General features: G+C 70.3%; 14 protein-coding genes. 4 read left to right on the forward strand and 10 right to left on the reverse strand.

Annotation, left to right across the window (positions count from 1 at the left end; translation table 11 throughout):
* Positions 1 to 90: 90 nt before the first annotated feature.
* Positions 91 to 1,572 carry a sensor histidine kinase gene (locus ABMY26_RS16055; protein WP_372398236.1) on the reverse strand — a complete coding sequence of 494 codons (1,482 nt, stop codon included), beginning with the start codon at positions 1,570 to 1,572 and terminating at the stop codon, positions 91 to 93.
* Between the two features lie 129 nt (positions 1,573 to 1,701).
* On the opposite strand from ABMY26_RS16055, the gene ABMY26_RS16060 reads away from it, so the two are divergent.
* The 3 genes from ABMY26_RS16060 to ABMY26_RS16070 all read left to right on the forward strand — a co-directional run bounded on the left by ABMY26_RS16060 (position 1,702) and on the right by ABMY26_RS16070 (position 4,670).
* Positions 1,702 to 2,049 (forward strand): hypothetical protein, encoded by a 348-nt coding sequence (locus ABMY26_RS16060; protein ID WP_372398237.1) that lies wholly within the window; start codon positions 1,702 to 1,704, stop codon positions 2,047 to 2,049.
* An 86-nt stretch (positions 2,050 to 2,135) separates the two neighbouring features.
* On the forward strand, positions 2,136 to 3,581 hold the full coding sequence (rfaE1, locus tag ABMY26_RS16065) for a D-glycero-beta-D-manno-heptose-7-phosphate kinase (protein WP_372398238.1): 1,446 nt from the start codon (positions 2,136 to 2,138) through the stop codon (positions 3,579 to 3,581).
* 138 nt (positions 3,582 to 3,719) lie between these two features.
* The gene (locus tag ABMY26_RS16070) at positions 3,720 to 4,670 is read left to right on the forward strand and encodes an MBL fold metallo-hydrolase (RefSeq protein WP_372398239.1); all 951 of its coding nucleotides are present in this window, start codon (positions 3,720 to 3,722) and stop codon (positions 4,668 to 4,670) included.
* Positions 4,671 to 4,688: 18 nt separating this feature from the next.
* On the opposite strand, the gene tyrS is transcribed toward ABMY26_RS16070, so the two are convergent.
* From tyrS to ABMY26_RS16110, 8 genes are all read right to left on the reverse strand, one after another.
* Complete coding sequence (gene tyrS / locus ABMY26_RS16075; protein WP_372398240.1) at positions 4,689 to 5,936, reverse strand: tyrosine--tRNA ligase; 1,248 nt, start codon at positions 5,934 to 5,936, stop codon at positions 4,689 to 4,691.
* Positions 5,937 to 6,195: 259 nt separating this feature from the next.
* Positions 6,196 to 6,855 (reverse strand): YcbK family protein, encoded by a 660-nt coding sequence (locus tag ABMY26_RS16080; RefSeq protein ID WP_372398241.1) that lies wholly within the window; start codon positions 6,853 to 6,855, stop codon positions 6,196 to 6,198.
* Positions 6,856 to 6,988: 133 nt separating this feature from the next.
* Positions 6,989 to 7,912, reverse strand: a complete 924-nt coding sequence (gene radC, locus ABMY26_RS16085) for a DNA repair protein RadC (protein ID WP_372398242.1) — start codon at positions 7,910 to 7,912, stop codon at positions 6,989 to 6,991.
* A gap of 103 nt (positions 7,913 to 8,015) precedes the next feature.
* Positions 8,016 to 8,579, reverse strand: a complete 564-nt coding sequence (locus ABMY26_RS16090) for a cytochrome b (protein ID WP_372398243.1) — start codon at positions 8,577 to 8,579, stop codon at positions 8,016 to 8,018.
* Between the two features lie 63 nt (positions 8,580 to 8,642).
* The gene (locus tag ABMY26_RS16095; RefSeq protein ID WP_372398244.1) at positions 8,643 to 10,076 is read right to left on the reverse strand and encodes an ATP-binding protein; all 1,434 of its coding nucleotides are present in this window, start codon (positions 10,074 to 10,076) and stop codon (positions 8,643 to 8,645) included.
* Positions 10,073 to 10,786, reverse strand: coding sequence for a response regulator transcription factor (locus tag ABMY26_RS16100; protein WP_372398245.1), 714 nt, complete (start codon positions 10,784 to 10,786; stop codon positions 10,073 to 10,075). Before ABMY26_RS16100 ends, ABMY26_RS16095 begins: the two co-directional genes overlap by 4 nt.
* Before the next feature lie 84 nt (positions 10,787 to 10,870).
* Complete coding sequence (locus ABMY26_RS16105; RefSeq protein WP_372398246.1) at positions 10,871 to 11,824, reverse strand: hydroxyacid dehydrogenase; 954 nt, start codon at positions 11,822 to 11,824, stop codon at positions 10,871 to 10,873.
* Positions 11,825 to 11,888: 64 nt separating this feature from the next.
* Positions 11,889 to 12,557 carry a 4-carboxy-4-hydroxy-2-oxoadipate aldolase/oxaloacetate decarboxylase gene (locus ABMY26_RS16110; RefSeq protein WP_372398247.1) on the reverse strand — a complete coding sequence of 223 codons (669 nt, stop codon included), beginning with the start codon at positions 12,555 to 12,557 and terminating at the stop codon, positions 11,889 to 11,891.
* A 286-nt stretch (positions 12,558 to 12,843) separates the two neighbouring features.
* On the opposite strand from ABMY26_RS16110, the gene ABMY26_RS16115 reads away from it, so the two are divergent.
* Entirely contained in the window at positions 12,844 to 13,962 is a 1,119-nt protein-coding gene (locus tag ABMY26_RS16115) for a tripartite tricarboxylate transporter substrate binding protein (RefSeq protein ID WP_372398248.1), read from the forward strand.
* 94 nt (positions 13,963 to 14,056) lie between these two features.
* Here ABMY26_RS16115 and ABMY26_RS16120 read toward each other — a convergent pair whose 3' ends face one another.
* Positions 14,057 to 15,025 carry a tripartite tricarboxylate transporter substrate binding protein gene (locus ABMY26_RS16120; RefSeq protein WP_372398249.1) on the reverse strand — a complete coding sequence of 323 codons (969 nt, stop codon included), beginning with the start codon at positions 15,023 to 15,025 and terminating at the stop codon, positions 14,057 to 14,059.
* Positions 15,026 to 15,643: the final 618 nt, after the last annotated feature.

The raw sequence follows: 15,643 nt of genomic DNA on the forward strand, positions 1-15,643 counted from the left end.
GGCAGAGGCGAAGCGCCCGCCTCCCGCCCCGCCGGGCGCACCGCGAACGCTTCCGAGTTGAAGGAATTCTGCGGGACGGAGCCCGCGGAATCAATGCGACACAAACGACTTGTGCCCTGCAACATCTACATGGCCGGAACCGGCCTTTCCTTGCGGTATGTCAAGCGCGAAGACCGTCCCGGCCGCGCCGCTCTCCACCAGCCGCAGCTCGCCGCCATGGGCGCGCACCACCTCGCGCGCGATGGCGAGGCCGAGGCCGATCCCGCCGGCGCGGGCCGATCCGGCGAAGGGCTGGAACAGGTTCTCGCGCGCCCGCGGCGCCAGGCCGGGGCCGTCGTCGGCGACGGTCAGGGTCAGCCGGCCGGCCGGACCCGTCCCGGTTTCGGCCTGCACCGCGACCCGCACCCGGCCGGCGCCCGCCTGCACGGCGTTGCGGCCGAGATTGACCAGCGCGCGGCCGAGCTGGGCGGCATCCACCGTCGCCCGCATGCCGGCCGGGATGTCGTTGACCCAGTCCGCCGCGACCCGGTCGCCGTCGGGACGGACGGTGGCCAGCACCTCCGCGCCCACCTCGTCCACCAGGGCGCGCAGGTCGGCGGGGGCGGGCGACAGCGGCAGCGCGCCGTCGCGGGTGAAGGACAGGGTCTGGCTGCACAGCTCGACCGCACGGTCGAGCGAGGCGACCAGCCGGGGCGTCACCCGCCGCACCTCCGGGTCGGCGCTCTCGCTCAGCCGTTCCGACAGCAGCGACGCGGTGGACAGGATGCCGCGCAGGTCGTGGTTGATCTTGGCGACCGCGGTGCCCAGCGCGGCCAGCCTCTCGCGCTGGCGCAGCGCGGTGCGGACCGTGCCCTGCATGGCGGCCAGCTCGCGCTCGGCCACGCCGATCTCGTCGGCTCGGCCGCCGGGCCGCAGCGGCGGGGCGCCGTCGGGATCGCGGCGGAAGGCGACGACCCCGGCGGTCAGCCGCCGCATCGGCCGAACCAGCAGCCAATGCAGCGTGACATAGACCAGGACCGCGGCGATCAGCGAGATGGCGATCGACACCGCCAGGATCCGGCGGGAGAAATCGAGCATCGCCTCGATCAGCGGCCGCTCGTCCATCGTCACCTCGACGCGCTGGGCCGGGTCGTTGGGCGAGCGGTCGATCACCCGGATCACCCGGTCGCGCTGACTGCCGAAGGCCGCGCGCAGGGCAAGCGACAGCGCGTGGCCGGCATCGACGATCTGCATGCCCATGCCGGTGTTGCGCAGGTCGTACACCGCGTCGGCCACCGGCGGCATCGGCCGGGACAGCATGTAGACCCGCGCCCCCGGCTGGATCAGGTCGATGACATGGGCGCCGGTATAGGCCAGCAGCTTGGCCTGCAGCTCCTTCGTCACCATCAGGTCGGGGGCGGCCTCCACCGACAGGGCGGCGATGTGGGCGGCGGCCAGCCGCTCCTCCAGGTAGCTCATGCGGAAGCGCGCGATGGAGGGGGTGTAGATCAGCACCTCCGCCAGCAGGACGAACAGGATGGTGAGCATCAGCAGCTTGGCCGACAGGCTGGCGGCGATGGCGGGGCGGGGCATGGCGGTCCGCATGGGGCAGGGGTGGGGGCGCTTTCGCGCCGGCTGGAAAAGCTTAGGCGGGGACAAGCCCGTCTTCTACACTATGCCTGCTTTCCGCGGTGCGGAGGGGCAGCGGACGGAGATGCGGCGATGCGGGCGTTCCTGAGATACGAGGCGGCGGTGGCGATGGACCGCAATGCGGCGCTGACCGCGGTTGCCGATGCGCTGGCGGCCGGCGGCGGCTGGATCGTCGATCACACGCTGTTTTCCGACGTCATGGCGACCATCCGTTTCGCGCTGCCCGCCGACCGGGTCGGGGCGTTCGAGCGGGCGCTGGCCGGTGCCGGCCTGCCGGTTGGAGTTGGGCCGGTTGGGACTGGGCCGGTTGCGACTGGGCCGGTCGGCGATGCGTCCGCGGACGAGCTGAACGGGGTCATCGCCCTGACCTTCACCAGCGGGTCGGGCGACCTGCGCCGCGACGTTCCCGCCTTTTCCTGACGGCCCGTTGCCGGGACGCCACGCGGCGTCGCCGCGTCCTCTTTGTCCACTGGCGTTACCGCCTGCGGGTTGGTAAGACAAACGCCATGAGCGACCTTGCCCGTCACATCGACACCCTGTCGCGCGCCAAAGTGCTGTGCCTTGGCGACGTGATGCTCGACCGTTTCGTCTATGGTTCGGTGGACCGTGTGTCGCCGGAGGCGCCGATCCCCGTCCTGCGCATCGAGCGCGAATTGCCCAAGCTGGGCGGCGCCGGCAATGTCGCGGCCAACCTCGTGGCGCTGGAGGCGGATTGCCGCTTCGTGTCGGTGGTGGGACGCGATGGGGTGGGCACAGACCTGCTGGCGCTGCTGCGGCGCGAGGGCGTCGGCGACGGCGCCATCGTGATGGAGGACGGGCGCCAGACCACGGTCAAGACCCGCTTCATCGCCGGACAGCAGCAGTTGCTGCGCACCGACATCGAGACGGTGGTGCCGATCACCGTCGCCGACGGCGTGCTCGACCGGGTGCGCGGCATCCTGCCGGAGGTCGGCGGGGTCATCCTGTCCGACTACGGCAAGGGCGTGCTGACCGACGGGCTGGTGGTGGCGGTGATCGCCGCGGCGCGGGCGGCGGGACGGACGGTGGTGGTTGACCCGAAGGGCCGCGACTACCGCCGCTACCGCGGCGCCAACATCGTCACGCCCAACCGCAAGGAACTGATGGAGGCCACCGGCCTGCCTGCCCGCTCGGACGAGGAGGTGGTCACCGCCGCCCGCCAGCTGATCGACAGCTGCGGCATCGGCGCCGTCGTCGCCACCCGCAGCGAACAGGGCATGTCGGTGGTGACCGCCGACGGGGCGGTGCATCTGCCGGCCGAGGCGCGCGAGGTGTTCGACGTGTCGGGTGCCGGCGACACGGTGGTGGCGACGCTGACCGCGGCGCTGTCGGTCGGGATCGATCTGGTCGACGCCGCCCGGCTGGCCAACCTGGCCGCCGGCATCGTCGTCGGCAAGGTCGGCACCGCGGTCGTCCGCTCGGCCGAGCTGCTGTCCGGCCTGCACGAGCAGCAATGGCGCCACGGCGAGGAAAAGGTGCTGACCCGCGACGCCGCGGCGGAGCGGGCGGAGCGCTGGCGGCTGCGCGGCAAGCGCGTCGGCTTCACCAACGGTTGCTTCGACCTGCTGCATCCCGGGCATATCTCGCTGCTGAAGCAGGCGCGGGCCGCCTGCGACGTGCTGGTGGTCGGGCTGAACAGCGACCAGTCGGTGAAGCGCCTGAAGGGCGAGAGCCGGCCGGTGCAGAACGAGACGGCGCGCGCCACCGTGCTGGCGTCGCTGGGCTGCGTCGATCTGGTGGTGATCTTCGACGAGGACACGCCGGAGATGCTGATCCGCGCGCTGCGCCCCGACGTGCTGGTCAAGGGGGCCGACTACACCATCGCGACCGTGGTCGGTGCCGATTTCGTCCAGGGCTATGGCGGCAAGGTCGTGCTGGCCGAGCTGGTGCAGGGCCAGAGCACGACCAACACGATCAAGCGGATGAAGGCATAAGGCTGGCGATTCCGCGTGTCGCCGCGGGACCGCAAACGCGTTGCATGGTTTCAGGTGAAACGATATGGTTGGCCCAACCGATCAATCTTAGCGGCGCCCCCTGACCTCGGGGATGCGTCCGCGCCTGGGAGCCAGCCGATGTCCAAGAATTTCGCCTCGCATGCCGACCTGGAGGAAAAGACCGTCAGCTTCGACCGGCTGTCGGACAACGCCTATGCCTATACGGCGGAGGGCGATCCCAACACCGGCATCGTCATCGGCGACGACGCGGTGATGGTGATCGACACCCAGGCGACGCCGGTGATGGCGCAGGACGTCATCCGCCGCATCCGCGAGGTCACCGACAAGCCGATCCGCCATGTCGTGCTGTCGCACTACCATGCGGTGCGCGTGCTCGGCGCCTCGGGCTATGCGCCGGAGCAGATCGTCGCCAGCGAGGACACCCGCGACCTGATCGTGGAGCGCGGCGAGGCCGACATGGCGAGCGAGATCGGCCGTTTCCCCCGCCTGTTCCGCGCCGTCGAATCGGTGCCCGGCCTCACCTGGCCGACCATCACCTTCCGCGGCCACATGACGATGTGGCTTGGCTCGCTGGAGGTGCAGTTGCTGCAACTCGGCCGTGGCCACAGCAAGGGCGACACCGTGGTGTGGCTGCCGCAGCAGAAGATCCTGTTCTCCGGCGACCTCGTGGAATATGGCGCCACCCCCTATTGCGGCGACGCCTATTTCACCCACTGGCCGGCGACGCTCGACGCGCTGGCGGCGCTGGAGCCGGAAAAGCTGGTGCCCGGCCGCGGCGCCGCCCTGACCAGCAGGGACCAGGTGCAGGAGGGGCTGCGCGGCACCCGCGCCTTCACCAGTGACCTGTTCGAACTGGTCAAGCAAGGGGTTGCCGAGGGCAAGGATCTGCGGGCGATCTACAAGGACACCTATGCCGCGCTGAAGCCGAAGTTCGGCCATTGGGTGATCTTCGACCATTGCATGCCCTTCAACGTCACCCGCGCCTATGACGAGGCGACGCAGTATCCCGATCCCCGCATCTGGACCGCCGAGCGCGACCTGGAGATGTGGCGCCAGCTCGAAGGCTGACGCCACCTCCCCCCACTGTCAGGGCGCCAGGATCAGGCGGACATGGCGCTTGCGACCGGCCGACAGCACGGCGGGGCCGGTGAGCACCGCCGCCTCGTCGGTCACCGGCTCGCCGTCCAGCCGGGCGCCGCCCTCGCGGATCAGGCGGCGGGCGGCGCCCTTCGAGGCGGACAGGCCGGATGCCACCAGGGCATCGACCAATGGCACGCCGGCCGCGGCCTCATCGCGCCGCAGGGTGATTTCCGGCAGGCCGTCGCCACCGGCCGCCAGGGGAGTTCCGGCCGCCGCCGCCGCCCGTTCGGCCTCCGCGCCGCCGTGGCACAGGCGGGTCGCCTCGGTCGCCAGCAGGATCTTCGCCTCGTTGATCTCGGCCCCTTGCAGGCGTTCCAGCCGGGCGATCTCGTCCAGCGGCAGTTCGGTGAACAGGCGCAGGAAGCGGCCGACGTCGGCATCCTCGGTGTTGCGCCAGAACTGCCAGAAGTCGAAGGGGCTGCGCGCATCGGCGTTCAGCCACACCGCGCCGCCCGCGGTCTTGCCCATCTTGGTGCCCGACGCGGTGGTCAGCAGCGGCGTGGTCAGGCCGAACAGCTCCCGCCGCTCCGCCCGGCGGGCCAGCTCGATCCCGTTGACGATGTTGCCCCACTGGTCCGATCCGCCCATCTGCAGCAGGCAGCCGTGGCGCCGCGACAGCTCAAGGAAATCATAGGCCTGGAGGATCATGTAGTTGAATTCCAGGAAGGTCAGCGGCTGTTCGCGCTCCATCCGCTGGCGCACCGACTCGAAGCTCAGCATGCGGTTGATGGTGAAATGGCGGCCGACGTCGCGCAGGAAGGGCACGTAGTCCAGCCCGTCCAGCCAGTCGGCATTGTCGACCATGACGGCATCGGCCGGGCCGTCCCCGAAGGTCAGGTACTGGCCGAAGACGCCGCGCAGCCCGGCGGCGTTGGCGGCGATCCGCGCATCGTCCAGCATCGGGCGGCTGGTGTCGCGGAAGCTGGGGTCGCCGATCCGGGTGGTGCCGCCGCCGATCAGCACGATGGGGCGGTTGCCGGTGCGCTGCAGCCAGCGCAGGGCCATGATCGACAGCAGATGCCCGACATGCAGGCTGTCCGCCGTGGCGTCGAAGCCGACATAGGCGGTCAGCACGCCGCCGGGCGCGGCGGCGGCAAGGCCCGACAGGTCGCCGGCCGGGTCGCTGCATTGGTGAAGGAATCCGCGCTCGCGCAGGATGCGGAGGAACTCGGCGGCGCTGGAACGGGTCGGCATGGTGACGTCTCTTGCGGAAGGGCCGGGCCGTCCGGAGACTGTCTCTGTGCGAAGAGGACCATGGCCGCCGGACTTGCGACGGCATGGTTTCGGGTATGACCGATCGACGCCGCGCTATGTGAGCGGCGGATAATACGTCGTGGCCACAGGCGTGGCGGGGAGGACGATGCGGTCGGTCATGGCGCCTCGATACACCGGCGGGCGGGAAAACGCCACTCCCCCGAACGGCAGGGGAGGGATGCAACTGGGAGCGATGCGCTCAGCGCCGTCCCAGCATCTGGCGGCGGGCCAGCGCGCGATGCAGTTGCAGGCGCTGGGACACGGTGCGCGGACGGGCACCCCTGACGCCGGGGGCGAACAGCCCGTCCAGATTCTGGCCGAACATCTCCCAATTGCGCAGCGGGCCGGTGTCGATGTGCAGGAAATGCGAGCGCGGATACCAGCCGACCCCGCCGCGCTTGAGGTCCAGCGCGCTGCGGTGGGCGTCGGGCAGGCGCGACGGGAAGGTCACGTCGAGCGCGCGGCCCAGCAGATGCTGGCTGTGCTCCGCCACGCCCAGGCTGCGGGCGGCCAGCATGGCGTTGGTTTCCGGCGTGCGGAAGGCGGAGAGGATGGTGGCCTTCGGCTGCCCGACCGCCTCCATGATGTCGGCCAGGAAATCGAGCGTGCCGACGTCGATCGGGCCGACCTTGTTGGCGCGGTGGTCGCGCAGCAGCTTGGCGAGGTCGGCCATCGCGTCGGGCAGCGGGCCGGAGGCGTCGCGGTAGGGACCGTCGAAGGTCTCGCCCGTATGCTGGTTCCTGAGGCTGAGGCGGCGCGGCGCGGCCGGGGCGGCCAGGGCGCGGCCGGACATCAGCACCAGGGCTCCGCAACCGATCAGCAGGCCGCGGCGCTTCATGGACAGGGGCGGGGAGGACATGGAGTCGATGGTTCTTTCCGCGGGGGGCAGCCTCACGTCATCAAAATGGTGTCCGATTCGCAATTGCAAAGTGGCGGAGCATGGCGCCGCTGCGTGGGCTGCAGGGGACGGCGCAGGCGTCGGCGCCTGTCCGTCACAGCAGGCGCTGCGACTTGAAGCTTGTGTGCCGGCCGCCCTTGCCGATCACCAGATGGTCATGGACGATCAGGCCGACGGCGTTGGCGGCGCGCACGATCTCCTTGGTCATCTCGATGTCGGCGCGGCTGGGGGTAGGGTCGCCCGACGGGTGGTTGTGCACCAGGATCACCGCGGCGGCCGACAGTTCCAGCGCCCGCTTCACCACCTCGCGCGGGTAGACCGGGGTGTGGTCGATGGTGCCGCGCTGCTGCACCTCGTCGGCGATCAGGGTGTTCTTGCGGTCGAGGAACAGCAGGCGGAACTGTTCGGTCGGCTCGTGCGCCATCGCTGCGGAGCAATAGTCGAGCAAGGCCTGCCAGGAGGCCAGCACCGGCCGGTCGATCACCCGCTGCTGCAGGGCGCGCAGCGCCGCCGCCCCGACGATGCGCACGGTGGCGACGGCGTTGTCGGTGCCGAGCGACACCCCTTCCGCCTTCAGGCCGCGCAGCCGCTCCGGCGGCGCGTTGACCACGCCCCAGAGGTCGCCGAAGGTCCGGATCAGCAGCTTGGCGAGCGGCTTCACGTCGCGCCGCGGGCTGGTGGCGAACAGCACCATCTCCAGCAGCTCGTAATCCTCCAGCGCATCGGCGCCGCGGTCGAGGAAGCGGCGGCGGAGCCGCTCGCGGTGGTCGACATAATGGGGATCCTCGCCGGGATCCTCACCGCCGCCGTTTCCGCTGACGCTATCGGCGGCCACCCGCTCCGCGTCTTCGGAGCTCCGCGTGCTGGCGACGGCACCGGCATCCGGGACCGGAGTCGCCGGAAAAGGCAGGAGCCCGGCGGCCAGCCCGGCATCCTCCATCTCGGTTCCACCCGCCCTGCCGCCGGTTTCCTTGCCGCCGATTCCCCGGCCGCGGCCTGTCGTCCTGCGTCCCGCCATCGCCCATCGCCATGCATCTGTATGATGGGAACTATAGCGGCTGAAAGCGCGAGCGCACAGGGCAAGCACCCGCTTGGCGCGAGAAAAGGGAATGGCCGACCGTTCAGTCGGCGAGGCCGGGCCGTTCGTCATCGTGCCGCCTGGGCAGCATGCGGGCCAGGACGCCGTCGCGGCGGATGAGATGGTGCCACAGCGCCGCCGCCGCATGCAGGGCGGCCAGGGCGAGGATCAGGTTGGCGCCGAGCTCGTGGATGTCCTTCACCGAGCGGCCGAGCGTGCGGTCGGCCTCGACCGGCGACGGGATGGTGAACAGGCCGAAGAAGGACAGCGTGTCGCCGCGCAGCCAGGTCAGCCCCACCCCGACCAGCGGGATCGCCAGCATCAGCGCATAGAGCCCGAGATGGACGGCGTGGGAGGCGCCGCGCTCCACCGGCGTCATCGAGGACGGCAGGTCGGGGACGCCGCGGGCGAGGCGCAGACCCAGCCGCGCCAGGACCAACCCCAGCAGCAGCAGGCCGAAGGAGATGTGCAGCCACCAGATGGTGGCCCGCATCGGGTGTCCGCGCTCGTAGAACTCCTCGCCGAAACTCAGCAGATAGACGCCGACGATGAGAAGGGCGATCAGCCAGTGCAGGGCCTTCTGGGCCGGGCTGTAGGTGGTGGTCATCGGGGAAACTCCGGAAAGGCTGACGGGTCGCCCACGGACTAGCCTGCCAGGCTTACGGGCGGCTTACGGGGTGCCGATGACCGCCGCAGCAGGCGTCGCCGCGGCGGTTTGCCGCAGCGTGGCGGGGAAGCGCAGGCTGAAGGTGGCGCCGCCGCCCGGCGTGTCGCCGATGGCGACGCTGCCGCCATGGGCGGCCATCGTGCGCGCGACGATGGACAGCCCCAGGCCGGCCCCGCCGCTTCCGCCGCCGCTGCTCCTGCTGTCGCCGCCACCCTGCCAGAACCGGTCGAAGACGCGGGTGCGCAGCGCCGCCGGGATGCCGGGGCCGCGGTCGATCACCCGCAGCAGCGGCTCGCCCGTCGCGGAAACCGCCAGCTCGACGCTGACGGTGCTGCCGGCCGGCGCATGCGACACGGCGTTCTCCACCAGATTGCGCAGGGCGCGGAACAGCGGATCGTGGGCGCCACGCACCGGCAGCGGCCGCTCCTGCCCGATCACCTCGATCCAGCGGCCACGGCCGAGCGCCAGCGGGGCGAGATGGGCCGCCACCTCCACCGCGAGCGGGGCGAGATCGACCGACTCGTCCGGCGCGATCCGCAGGGCGTCCAGCCGGGCGAGGTCGAGCAGCTGGTCGACCAGCCGGGCCATGCCGGCGACATCCTCGCGAATCGGGGCGCCGGGGGCGCCGATCAGCGCCAGATGGGCGTCCAGCACCGCCAGCGGCGTGCGCAGCTCGTGGGCGGCGTCGGCGATGAAGCCGCGCTGCGCCCGGTAGCCCGTCTCCAGCCGGTCGAGCGCCTGGTTGACCGCGCGGACCAGCGGCAGCACCTCGCGCGGCATGTCCTCTTCCGGCAGGCGTTCCGACACGCTGTCCGGCCCGATCGCGGCGGCCCGGGCCGAGGCGCGGCGCAGGGGCCGCAGCCCGCGGTGGATGATCACGAGATTGACCAGGATCAGCACCAGGGCGAAGGGCAGCCAGATCCAGCCGAAATGCTCGATGAACTCCTCCAGCAGCCATTCGATGTGCAGCTCCTCCTCGCCGGAGGCCACCTGGATCCACAACGGGCGGTCGCCGACGGCGATGCGGCGGCTCAGCCCGTAGAGCGCCGGTTCGCCGTCGCGCGCCGGCACCCGGAAGACACCGTGCGACCGCTCCGATCCGGTCGGGTCGAGCGGGCCGGACACCCCGTCGGAGCCCAGCAGCAGCCGGCCGCCGCCATCGACCAGGGCGAAGGACGCGCCGTTCGTCCGCAGCATCGCCCGCACCGGGTCGGGCAGGGCGGTCGCCAGCCGGTCGTCCGGCCCGCGCACCGATTTCTCGATCATGCGGGCGACGCCCGACAGCGTGCGCTGGCGCATGCGGTCGTGGGTGCCCTTGAACTCGACATAGAGCAGCAGCGCGGTGACCGCGACCGCCAGCAGCGTCACCAGGACGAGCCAGCGTGCGATGGCGGCCAGCAGGGATGGTGGCCGGGATGGAGGCCGGGCCCCGGTCATCCGCCGTCTTTCCCGCCGGTCCCGGCATCGCCGCCGGCCGGACTCTCGATCAGGATATAGCCGATGCCGCGCAGGGTCTGGACGCCGGCGCTGGCGCCCGCCGCCAGCAGCCGCTTGCGCAGCCGGTGGATCAGCACCTCCACCGCGTTGGAGCCGACCTCCTCGCCGAAGCCGTAGAGACCGTTTTCCAGCGCCGATTTCGGCACCACCCGGCCGGCGCGGCGCAGCAGCAGCTCCAGCGCGTCCAGCTCCCGCCGGCTGAGGTCGAGCGGCCGTCCGTCGACCGTCGCCAGCCGCCCGGCCGAATCGAAGGCGACATTCCCCAGCTGCAGCACCACGCCCAGCGCCGCCCCCGGCCGGCGCAGCAGGGCGCGGATTCGGGCCACCAGCTCCTCCAGCGCGAAGGGCTTCAGCAGATAGTCGTCGGCGCCCAGGTTGAGGCCCCGGACCCGGTCGTCCACCCGGTCGCGGGCGGTCAGGATCAGCACCGGCGTCGCGTCGGCCCGGTCGCGCAGGCCCGACAGCAGGGTCAGCCCGTCGGCATCGGGAAGGCCGAGGTCGAGCAGCACGGCGTCGAATCCGGCGACAGCCAGCGCCGCCGACGCCTCCTCCGCGCTGTGGACGAGGTCGACGGCGAAGCCGGCCTTGCGCAGGCCCTCGGCGGTCAGGGAGGCCAGCCGGACATTGTCTTCGATCAGCAGCAGCCGCAAGGCGGGGAACCCGGAGCCGGTGGGATGGGGGGCGGTGCCGCGACTGTCCGCCTTTTCCCCACCGGCCGCAAGCCGGGCGCCCGCTCAGACGATCGCGGTGTCCGGGATGCTGCCGGTCAGCACGGCGCGGACGCCGTCGGCGGTCATGTGGCCGGTGCGGGCGCGCGCCTCCTCGGTGGTGGCGCCGATGTGCGGGGTCAGGATCAGGTTCGGCACGCCGTGGAACGGGTTGTCGGCCGGCACCGGCTCCGTCGCGTAGACGTCGAGCAGGGCGCCGCCCAGCCGGCCGTCGGTCAGCGCCGCGGCCAGCGCCGCGTCGTCGACGATGCCGCCGCGGGCGACGTTGACCAGGATGGTGCCCGGCTTGAAGCGGGCGATCACCCCGGCGCTGACCAGATTGCGGGTGTCCGGCGTCAGCGGCAGATGCAGGCTGATGGCGTCGGCATTGTCCCAGACATGGTCGAACGACACCTTCCGAACCCCGGTGCGGGCCCAGACCGGATCGTCGTCCGCCACATGGGGGTCGGCTGCGATCACCGTCATATCCAGCCCCTGGGCGCGGCGGGCGACATGGCGGCCGATGCGGCCGAAGCCGACGATGCCGAGCGTCCTGCCCGACACCTCGCGCCCGATCAGCCGGCCGCGCGGCCATTGCCCGGCCACCACCTGCGGCGTGGCGAAATAGGTGGCGCCTCGGACCAGCATCATCAGGCCGGCGATGGTGAGTTCGGCCACCGACACCTCGTTGGCGCCGGTCGCCGGCAGCACCGCGATGCCGCGCTGGCGGCAGCCGGGCACGTCGATGTTGTCCAGCCCGACGCCCAGCCGGCCGACCGCCTTCAGGTTGGGGAAGGCGTCGAAGAAGGCGCCGCGGATCTGGGTCTCGTCGCGGATGCAGATGGCGCGGGCGTCGCGGCCCAGCGCGTACAGCTCGTCGAGCCGCTTGTGGAGCGTCTCGTCATACAGGACGTCGAAGTCGCGGCGCAGGTCGTCGACCGCGCTGGGCTGCATGAATTCGGAGATGATGATGTCGGGCATGGCGGCTGCTTCGGTCGGAGGGGCGTTGGGGCAGGGGGCGGGGCGATGGTGCGGAAGCGCGGCGTTACAGCGTGATGCCGGCGGCGTCGAGATAGGGCTTCAGGTTCAGAAGCTCGATCGTCGTCTCGCCGGCCTGCAGCTTGTGGCGGTAGGACTCTTCCGCGGCCTCGCGCGCCGCCGCCTTCTCCAGCGTGTCGGCGGCCAACCCCTGGGGCACCACCACCACGCCGTCGTCGTCGGCCACCACGATGTCGCCGGCCGACACGATCACGCCGCCGCAGACGATGGCCGTGTTGATGTCGCCCTTGGCGTCGGTCTTGTTGGTGCCCTTCATGTTGGTGCCGCGGCAGAACACCGGGAAGCCCATGTCGCGGATGGCGATGGCGTCGCGCACGCAGCCGTCGATGACCAGCCCGCCCAGGCCGCGGGCGATGGCCGAGGCGGTCAGGATGTCGCCCCAGGGGCCGGCATCGGTCATGCCCTTGAAGTCGACGACCAGGATGTCGCCCGGCTTGGCCAGCGCGACGGCGATGTGGATCATCAGGTTGTCGGTCGGCCCGCAGGACACGGTCAGCGCCGGCCCGCACAGCCGCATTCCCGGGAACAGCGGCTTGATCGGGTGGCCCATGGCGCCCTTCTTGCCCATCGCCTCGTGCAGGGTGGCGGGGGATTGGGCACGCATCGCCTCCACCGTGGCGGCGTCGGGGCGGATGAAGTCCTTGTGAACGGTCATTTCGGGAAAAGCCTTTCAACTATGAGCGGTATTCGGTCTCGATTTCGCCGGATGCGGCGCGATGCGCGAAATCCCGGTGGAATGAACAAGTATTAGAACATTTTGGTGGACGCTGAAAACATCCAAACGAAGGTTGATCGCACGAAAATCGCGTTTACGATGGTGTGGCCGCAAGAACGCGCCGGAACCGTGTCTGGCGATCGATAAAAAGCAATTGAAGGATGCCGCATCCGTGTCGGCGGCGGCTCCGGCTGTTTCAGCGGATGCGAACCGAAGGAGGCGATGTATGGATACGAACGCGCGTTCCGCCCGGTGCGGTGGATCGACAGGACCGGCCGCCGCGGCGGCCGGGAGCCGCCGGTTCAGCGGTCCGATACCGGGCGGCCTGATCCCGCGCGGCCTGATCCCCCACCGGGTGGCACGGCTGGCCGCCGCCGCCGGGCTGGCGGTCTGCGGACTGGCCGCCGCCGCCGGACTGGCGGTCTGTGGACTGGCGGGATCCGCACAGGCGGCCTATCCGGAAAAACCGATCAGCCTGATCGTCGGCTATGCGGCGGGCGGCGGGTCGGACTTCATCGTCCGCTCGCTCGCCCCGTTCATCGAGAAGGAACTGGGCGGCGGTGCCCGAGTCATCGTGATGAACCGGCCGGGTGCCGGCGGCGAGATCGGCTTCGCCGCCATCGCCGACGCCGCCCCCGACGGCTACACGCTGGGCCTGATCAACTCGCCCAACGTCGTGACCATCCCGATCGAGCGCCACGCCCGCTTTTCGCTGGACCGGCTCGACCCGCTCTTCAATCTGGTCGACGATCCCGGTTCCTTCGTCGTCCACAAGGACAGCCCCTTCCAGTCGCTGGCCGACGTCGCCGCCTATGCCAAGGCCAACCCGAACAACGTGACGGTCGGCACCACCGGCATCGGCTCCGACGACCATCTGGCCATGCTGATGTTCCAGCGCCTGACCCAGACCCAGCTGACCCATGTCCCCTTCCCCGGCAGTGCCGACGCCCACCGCGCGCTGCTCGGCCGGCACATCCAGCTGACCTCCATGAACATCGGCGAATCGGCGCGGGCGCGCGAAGGCGACCCGATCCGCATCCTGGGGGTGATGACCGACCAGCGCTCGGTCCAGGCGTCGGACGTGCCGACCTTCAAGGAGCTTGGCTTCGACGTGAAGATGTCGTCGCTGCGCGGGCTGGCCGCCCCGGTCGGCCTGCCGCCGGACGTCCGCGCCAGGCTGGTCGAGGCCATCGGCAAGGCGGTCGAGCATCCGGAATTCCAGGAGATCGCCCGCAAGGCCTACCAGCCGCTGCGCCTGCTGCCCTCCGAGCCGTACGCGGTGGAGCTGAAGGCCCAGGAGGCCACCTTCCGCGCCATCTGGAAGGAGACGCCCTGGCTGAAGTGACCGCCCCGGTATGATGCGGGGCATGAGGCGGACATGAAAAGGGCGCCGGCGGTCTGCCGGCGCCCCTTCTTTTTCATTCAATCCCGGAGTCGGCTCACTTCAGCCAGGGGTTCGTCGCCCACAGCGCGCGCAGCTCCTTGGTCGAATCGGCCAGCTCGGCGGAATATTTCTCCGGCGGCAGCAGGCGGATCGGCTGGTACAGCTCCTTCGCCTTGGCCTGGAAGCCCGGGTCGTTGGCCGCCTTGTCCAGCGCGTCGACCAGCTTGGTGCGGACCTCCGCCGGCAGTCCCTTCGGTGCGGCGATGCCGCGCAGCGACGACATCAGCGCGTTGAAGCCCTGCTCCTTGAAGGTGGCGGCCTCGGGGGCCTGGGCCACCTTCGACTCGGCCATCACGCCCAGGACGGTGATCGGATCCTTCTGCTTGTACTGCATCGCCTCGCCGATGTTCACCGAGCTCAGCATGATCTTCTTGTTGGCCAGAGCCGCCTCGGCGGCGGCCGATCCCTGGAAGGGCACATGGGTGAAGGTCACGCCGGCCTGGCGCTGGAACACCAGCATGGCCAGATGGTCGTCGGAGCCGATGCCGGTGGTGCCGACGGTGACGCCGTTGGGGTTCGCCTTGGCGAAGGTGACGACATCGGTCAGCGTCTTGAACTGGCCGTCGCTGTGGACCGCGAAGGAGCTGGGATCGTCGACCAGGTTGTAGAGCGGGTCGAGCCGGTCCAGCGAATAGCGGGCCTGGCGTTCGATCGGGATGGCGTTGACGTTGGGCGAGTTGATGGCGCCGATGGTGTAGCCGTCCGGCGCGGCGTCGGCGATGGCGGCGAAGCCGATCTCGCCGCCGGCGCCGGGCTTGTTCACCACCTCGACCCGGCTGCCGTCACCCAGCTGCTTTTCCAGGAAGGGCGCCAGCGCGCGAATCAGCAGGTCGGTGCCGCCGCCGGCGCCGAACGCCACGATCATCGTGACCGGCTTCTCCGGATAGGCCGCCTCGGCATTCGTCGCCGAAGCCAGCAGCGCACCGGCCGCAGCCGCCAGAGTCAGAGCTTTCCAGAACTTCATGATCCCCCCTTGGATGATGCGCCAGGCACGGCTGCCCCGGGGCATGCCGTACGCACGGTACCGGGCTGCGCCGGGGTCGGCTCCGGGCGAATTGCCGAAATTCCTGACGAATTTGGCTGTAATCGCACGGATCGACGGTTCCGGTGCCGCTGAATATCTGAGGATGTTCCTACATCAGCAAGAACATCCCTTCAACGCCGCAGCATACGATTTTGTGGCATCGCGTCAATACACCGCAGAATATTATGATGGATTGGAGAAAGTCGCGGCTTCATTCAAATAAGTACTGTGTATTGGCTTGCACTCCGCTGGTTTCCTGCCGCTCGTCATTGAATGGCGGGAAGTCTAACCGGCGATCGGCGGAAGTCGTCCCTGGGCGGTGTCGCAGTGGCTACGGCAGATGCCAAGTTGTATATCTTCTGAACATATGGTCCGGATCGGCGGCGGATTTCTCTTTATTGGCGAGAATGGCGCGGGTGGACGATCCGGATTGTTTGTGGTCCGTGCATGGTCTCGCGCCGGCGGGTCTGCGGCGTGGCCATCTTGCGGCCGGTGCCGGCCGGCCTCCGCACCCGCGTTTCGGGGCGAACCGCAGGCGTTGACAGCCGGTAGGCACCG

The organism is Azospirillum sp. HJ39 (assembly GCF_041507355.1).
GTDB classification, from domain to species: domain Bacteria; phylum Pseudomonadota; class Alphaproteobacteria; order Azospirillales; family Azospirillaceae; genus Azospirillum; species Azospirillum thiophilum.

Coding starts and splice junctions, on each gene's coding strand:
- ABMY26_RS16105 (WP_372398246.1), bottom strand. CDS start 11,824: ATGCCCGACATCATCATCTCCGAATTCATGCAGCCCAGCGCGGTCGAC.
- ABMY26_RS16070 (WP_372398239.1), top strand. CDS start 3,720: ATGTCCAAGAATTTCGCCTCGCATGCCGACCTGGAGGAAAAGACCGTC.
- rfaE1 (WP_372398238.1), top strand. CDS start 2,136: ATGAGCGACCTTGCCCGTCACATCGACACCCTGTCGCGCGCCAAAGTG.
- ABMY26_RS16060 (WP_372398237.1), top strand. CDS start 1,702: ATGCGGGCGTTCCTGAGATACGAGGCGGCGGTGGCGATGGACCGCAAT.
- ABMY26_RS16110 (WP_372398247.1), bottom strand. CDS start 12,557: ATGACCGTTCACAAGGACTTCATCCGCCCCGACGCCGCCACGGTGGAG.
- tyrS (WP_372398240.1), bottom strand. CDS start 5,936: ATGCCGACCCGTTCCAGCGCCGCCGAGTTCCTCCGCATCCTGCGCGAG.
- ABMY26_RS16080 (WP_372398241.1), bottom strand. CDS start 6,855: ATGTCCTCCCCGCCCCTGTCCATGAAGCGCCGCGGCCTGCTGATCGGT.
- ABMY26_RS16055 (WP_372398236.1), bottom strand. CDS start 1,572: ATGCCCCGCCCCGCCATCGCCGCCAGCCTGTCGGCCAAGCTGCTGATG.
- ABMY26_RS16095 (WP_372398244.1), bottom strand. CDS start 10,076: ATGACCGGGGCCCGGCCTCCATCCCGGCCACCATCCCTGCTGGCCGCC.
- ABMY26_RS16090 (WP_372398243.1), bottom strand. CDS start 8,579: ATGACCACCACCTACAGCCCGGCCCAGAAGGCCCTGCACTGGCTGATC.
- ABMY26_RS16115 (WP_372398248.1), top strand. CDS start 12,844: ATGGATACGAACGCGCGTTCCGCCCGGTGCGGTGGATCGACAGGACCG.
- radC (WP_372398242.1), bottom strand. CDS start 7,912: ATGGCGGGACGCAGGACGACAGGCCGCGGCCGGGGAATCGGCGGCAAG.
- ABMY26_RS16120 (WP_372398249.1), bottom strand. CDS start 15,025: ATGAAGTTCTGGAAAGCTCTGACTCTGGCGGCTGCGGCCGGTGCGCTG.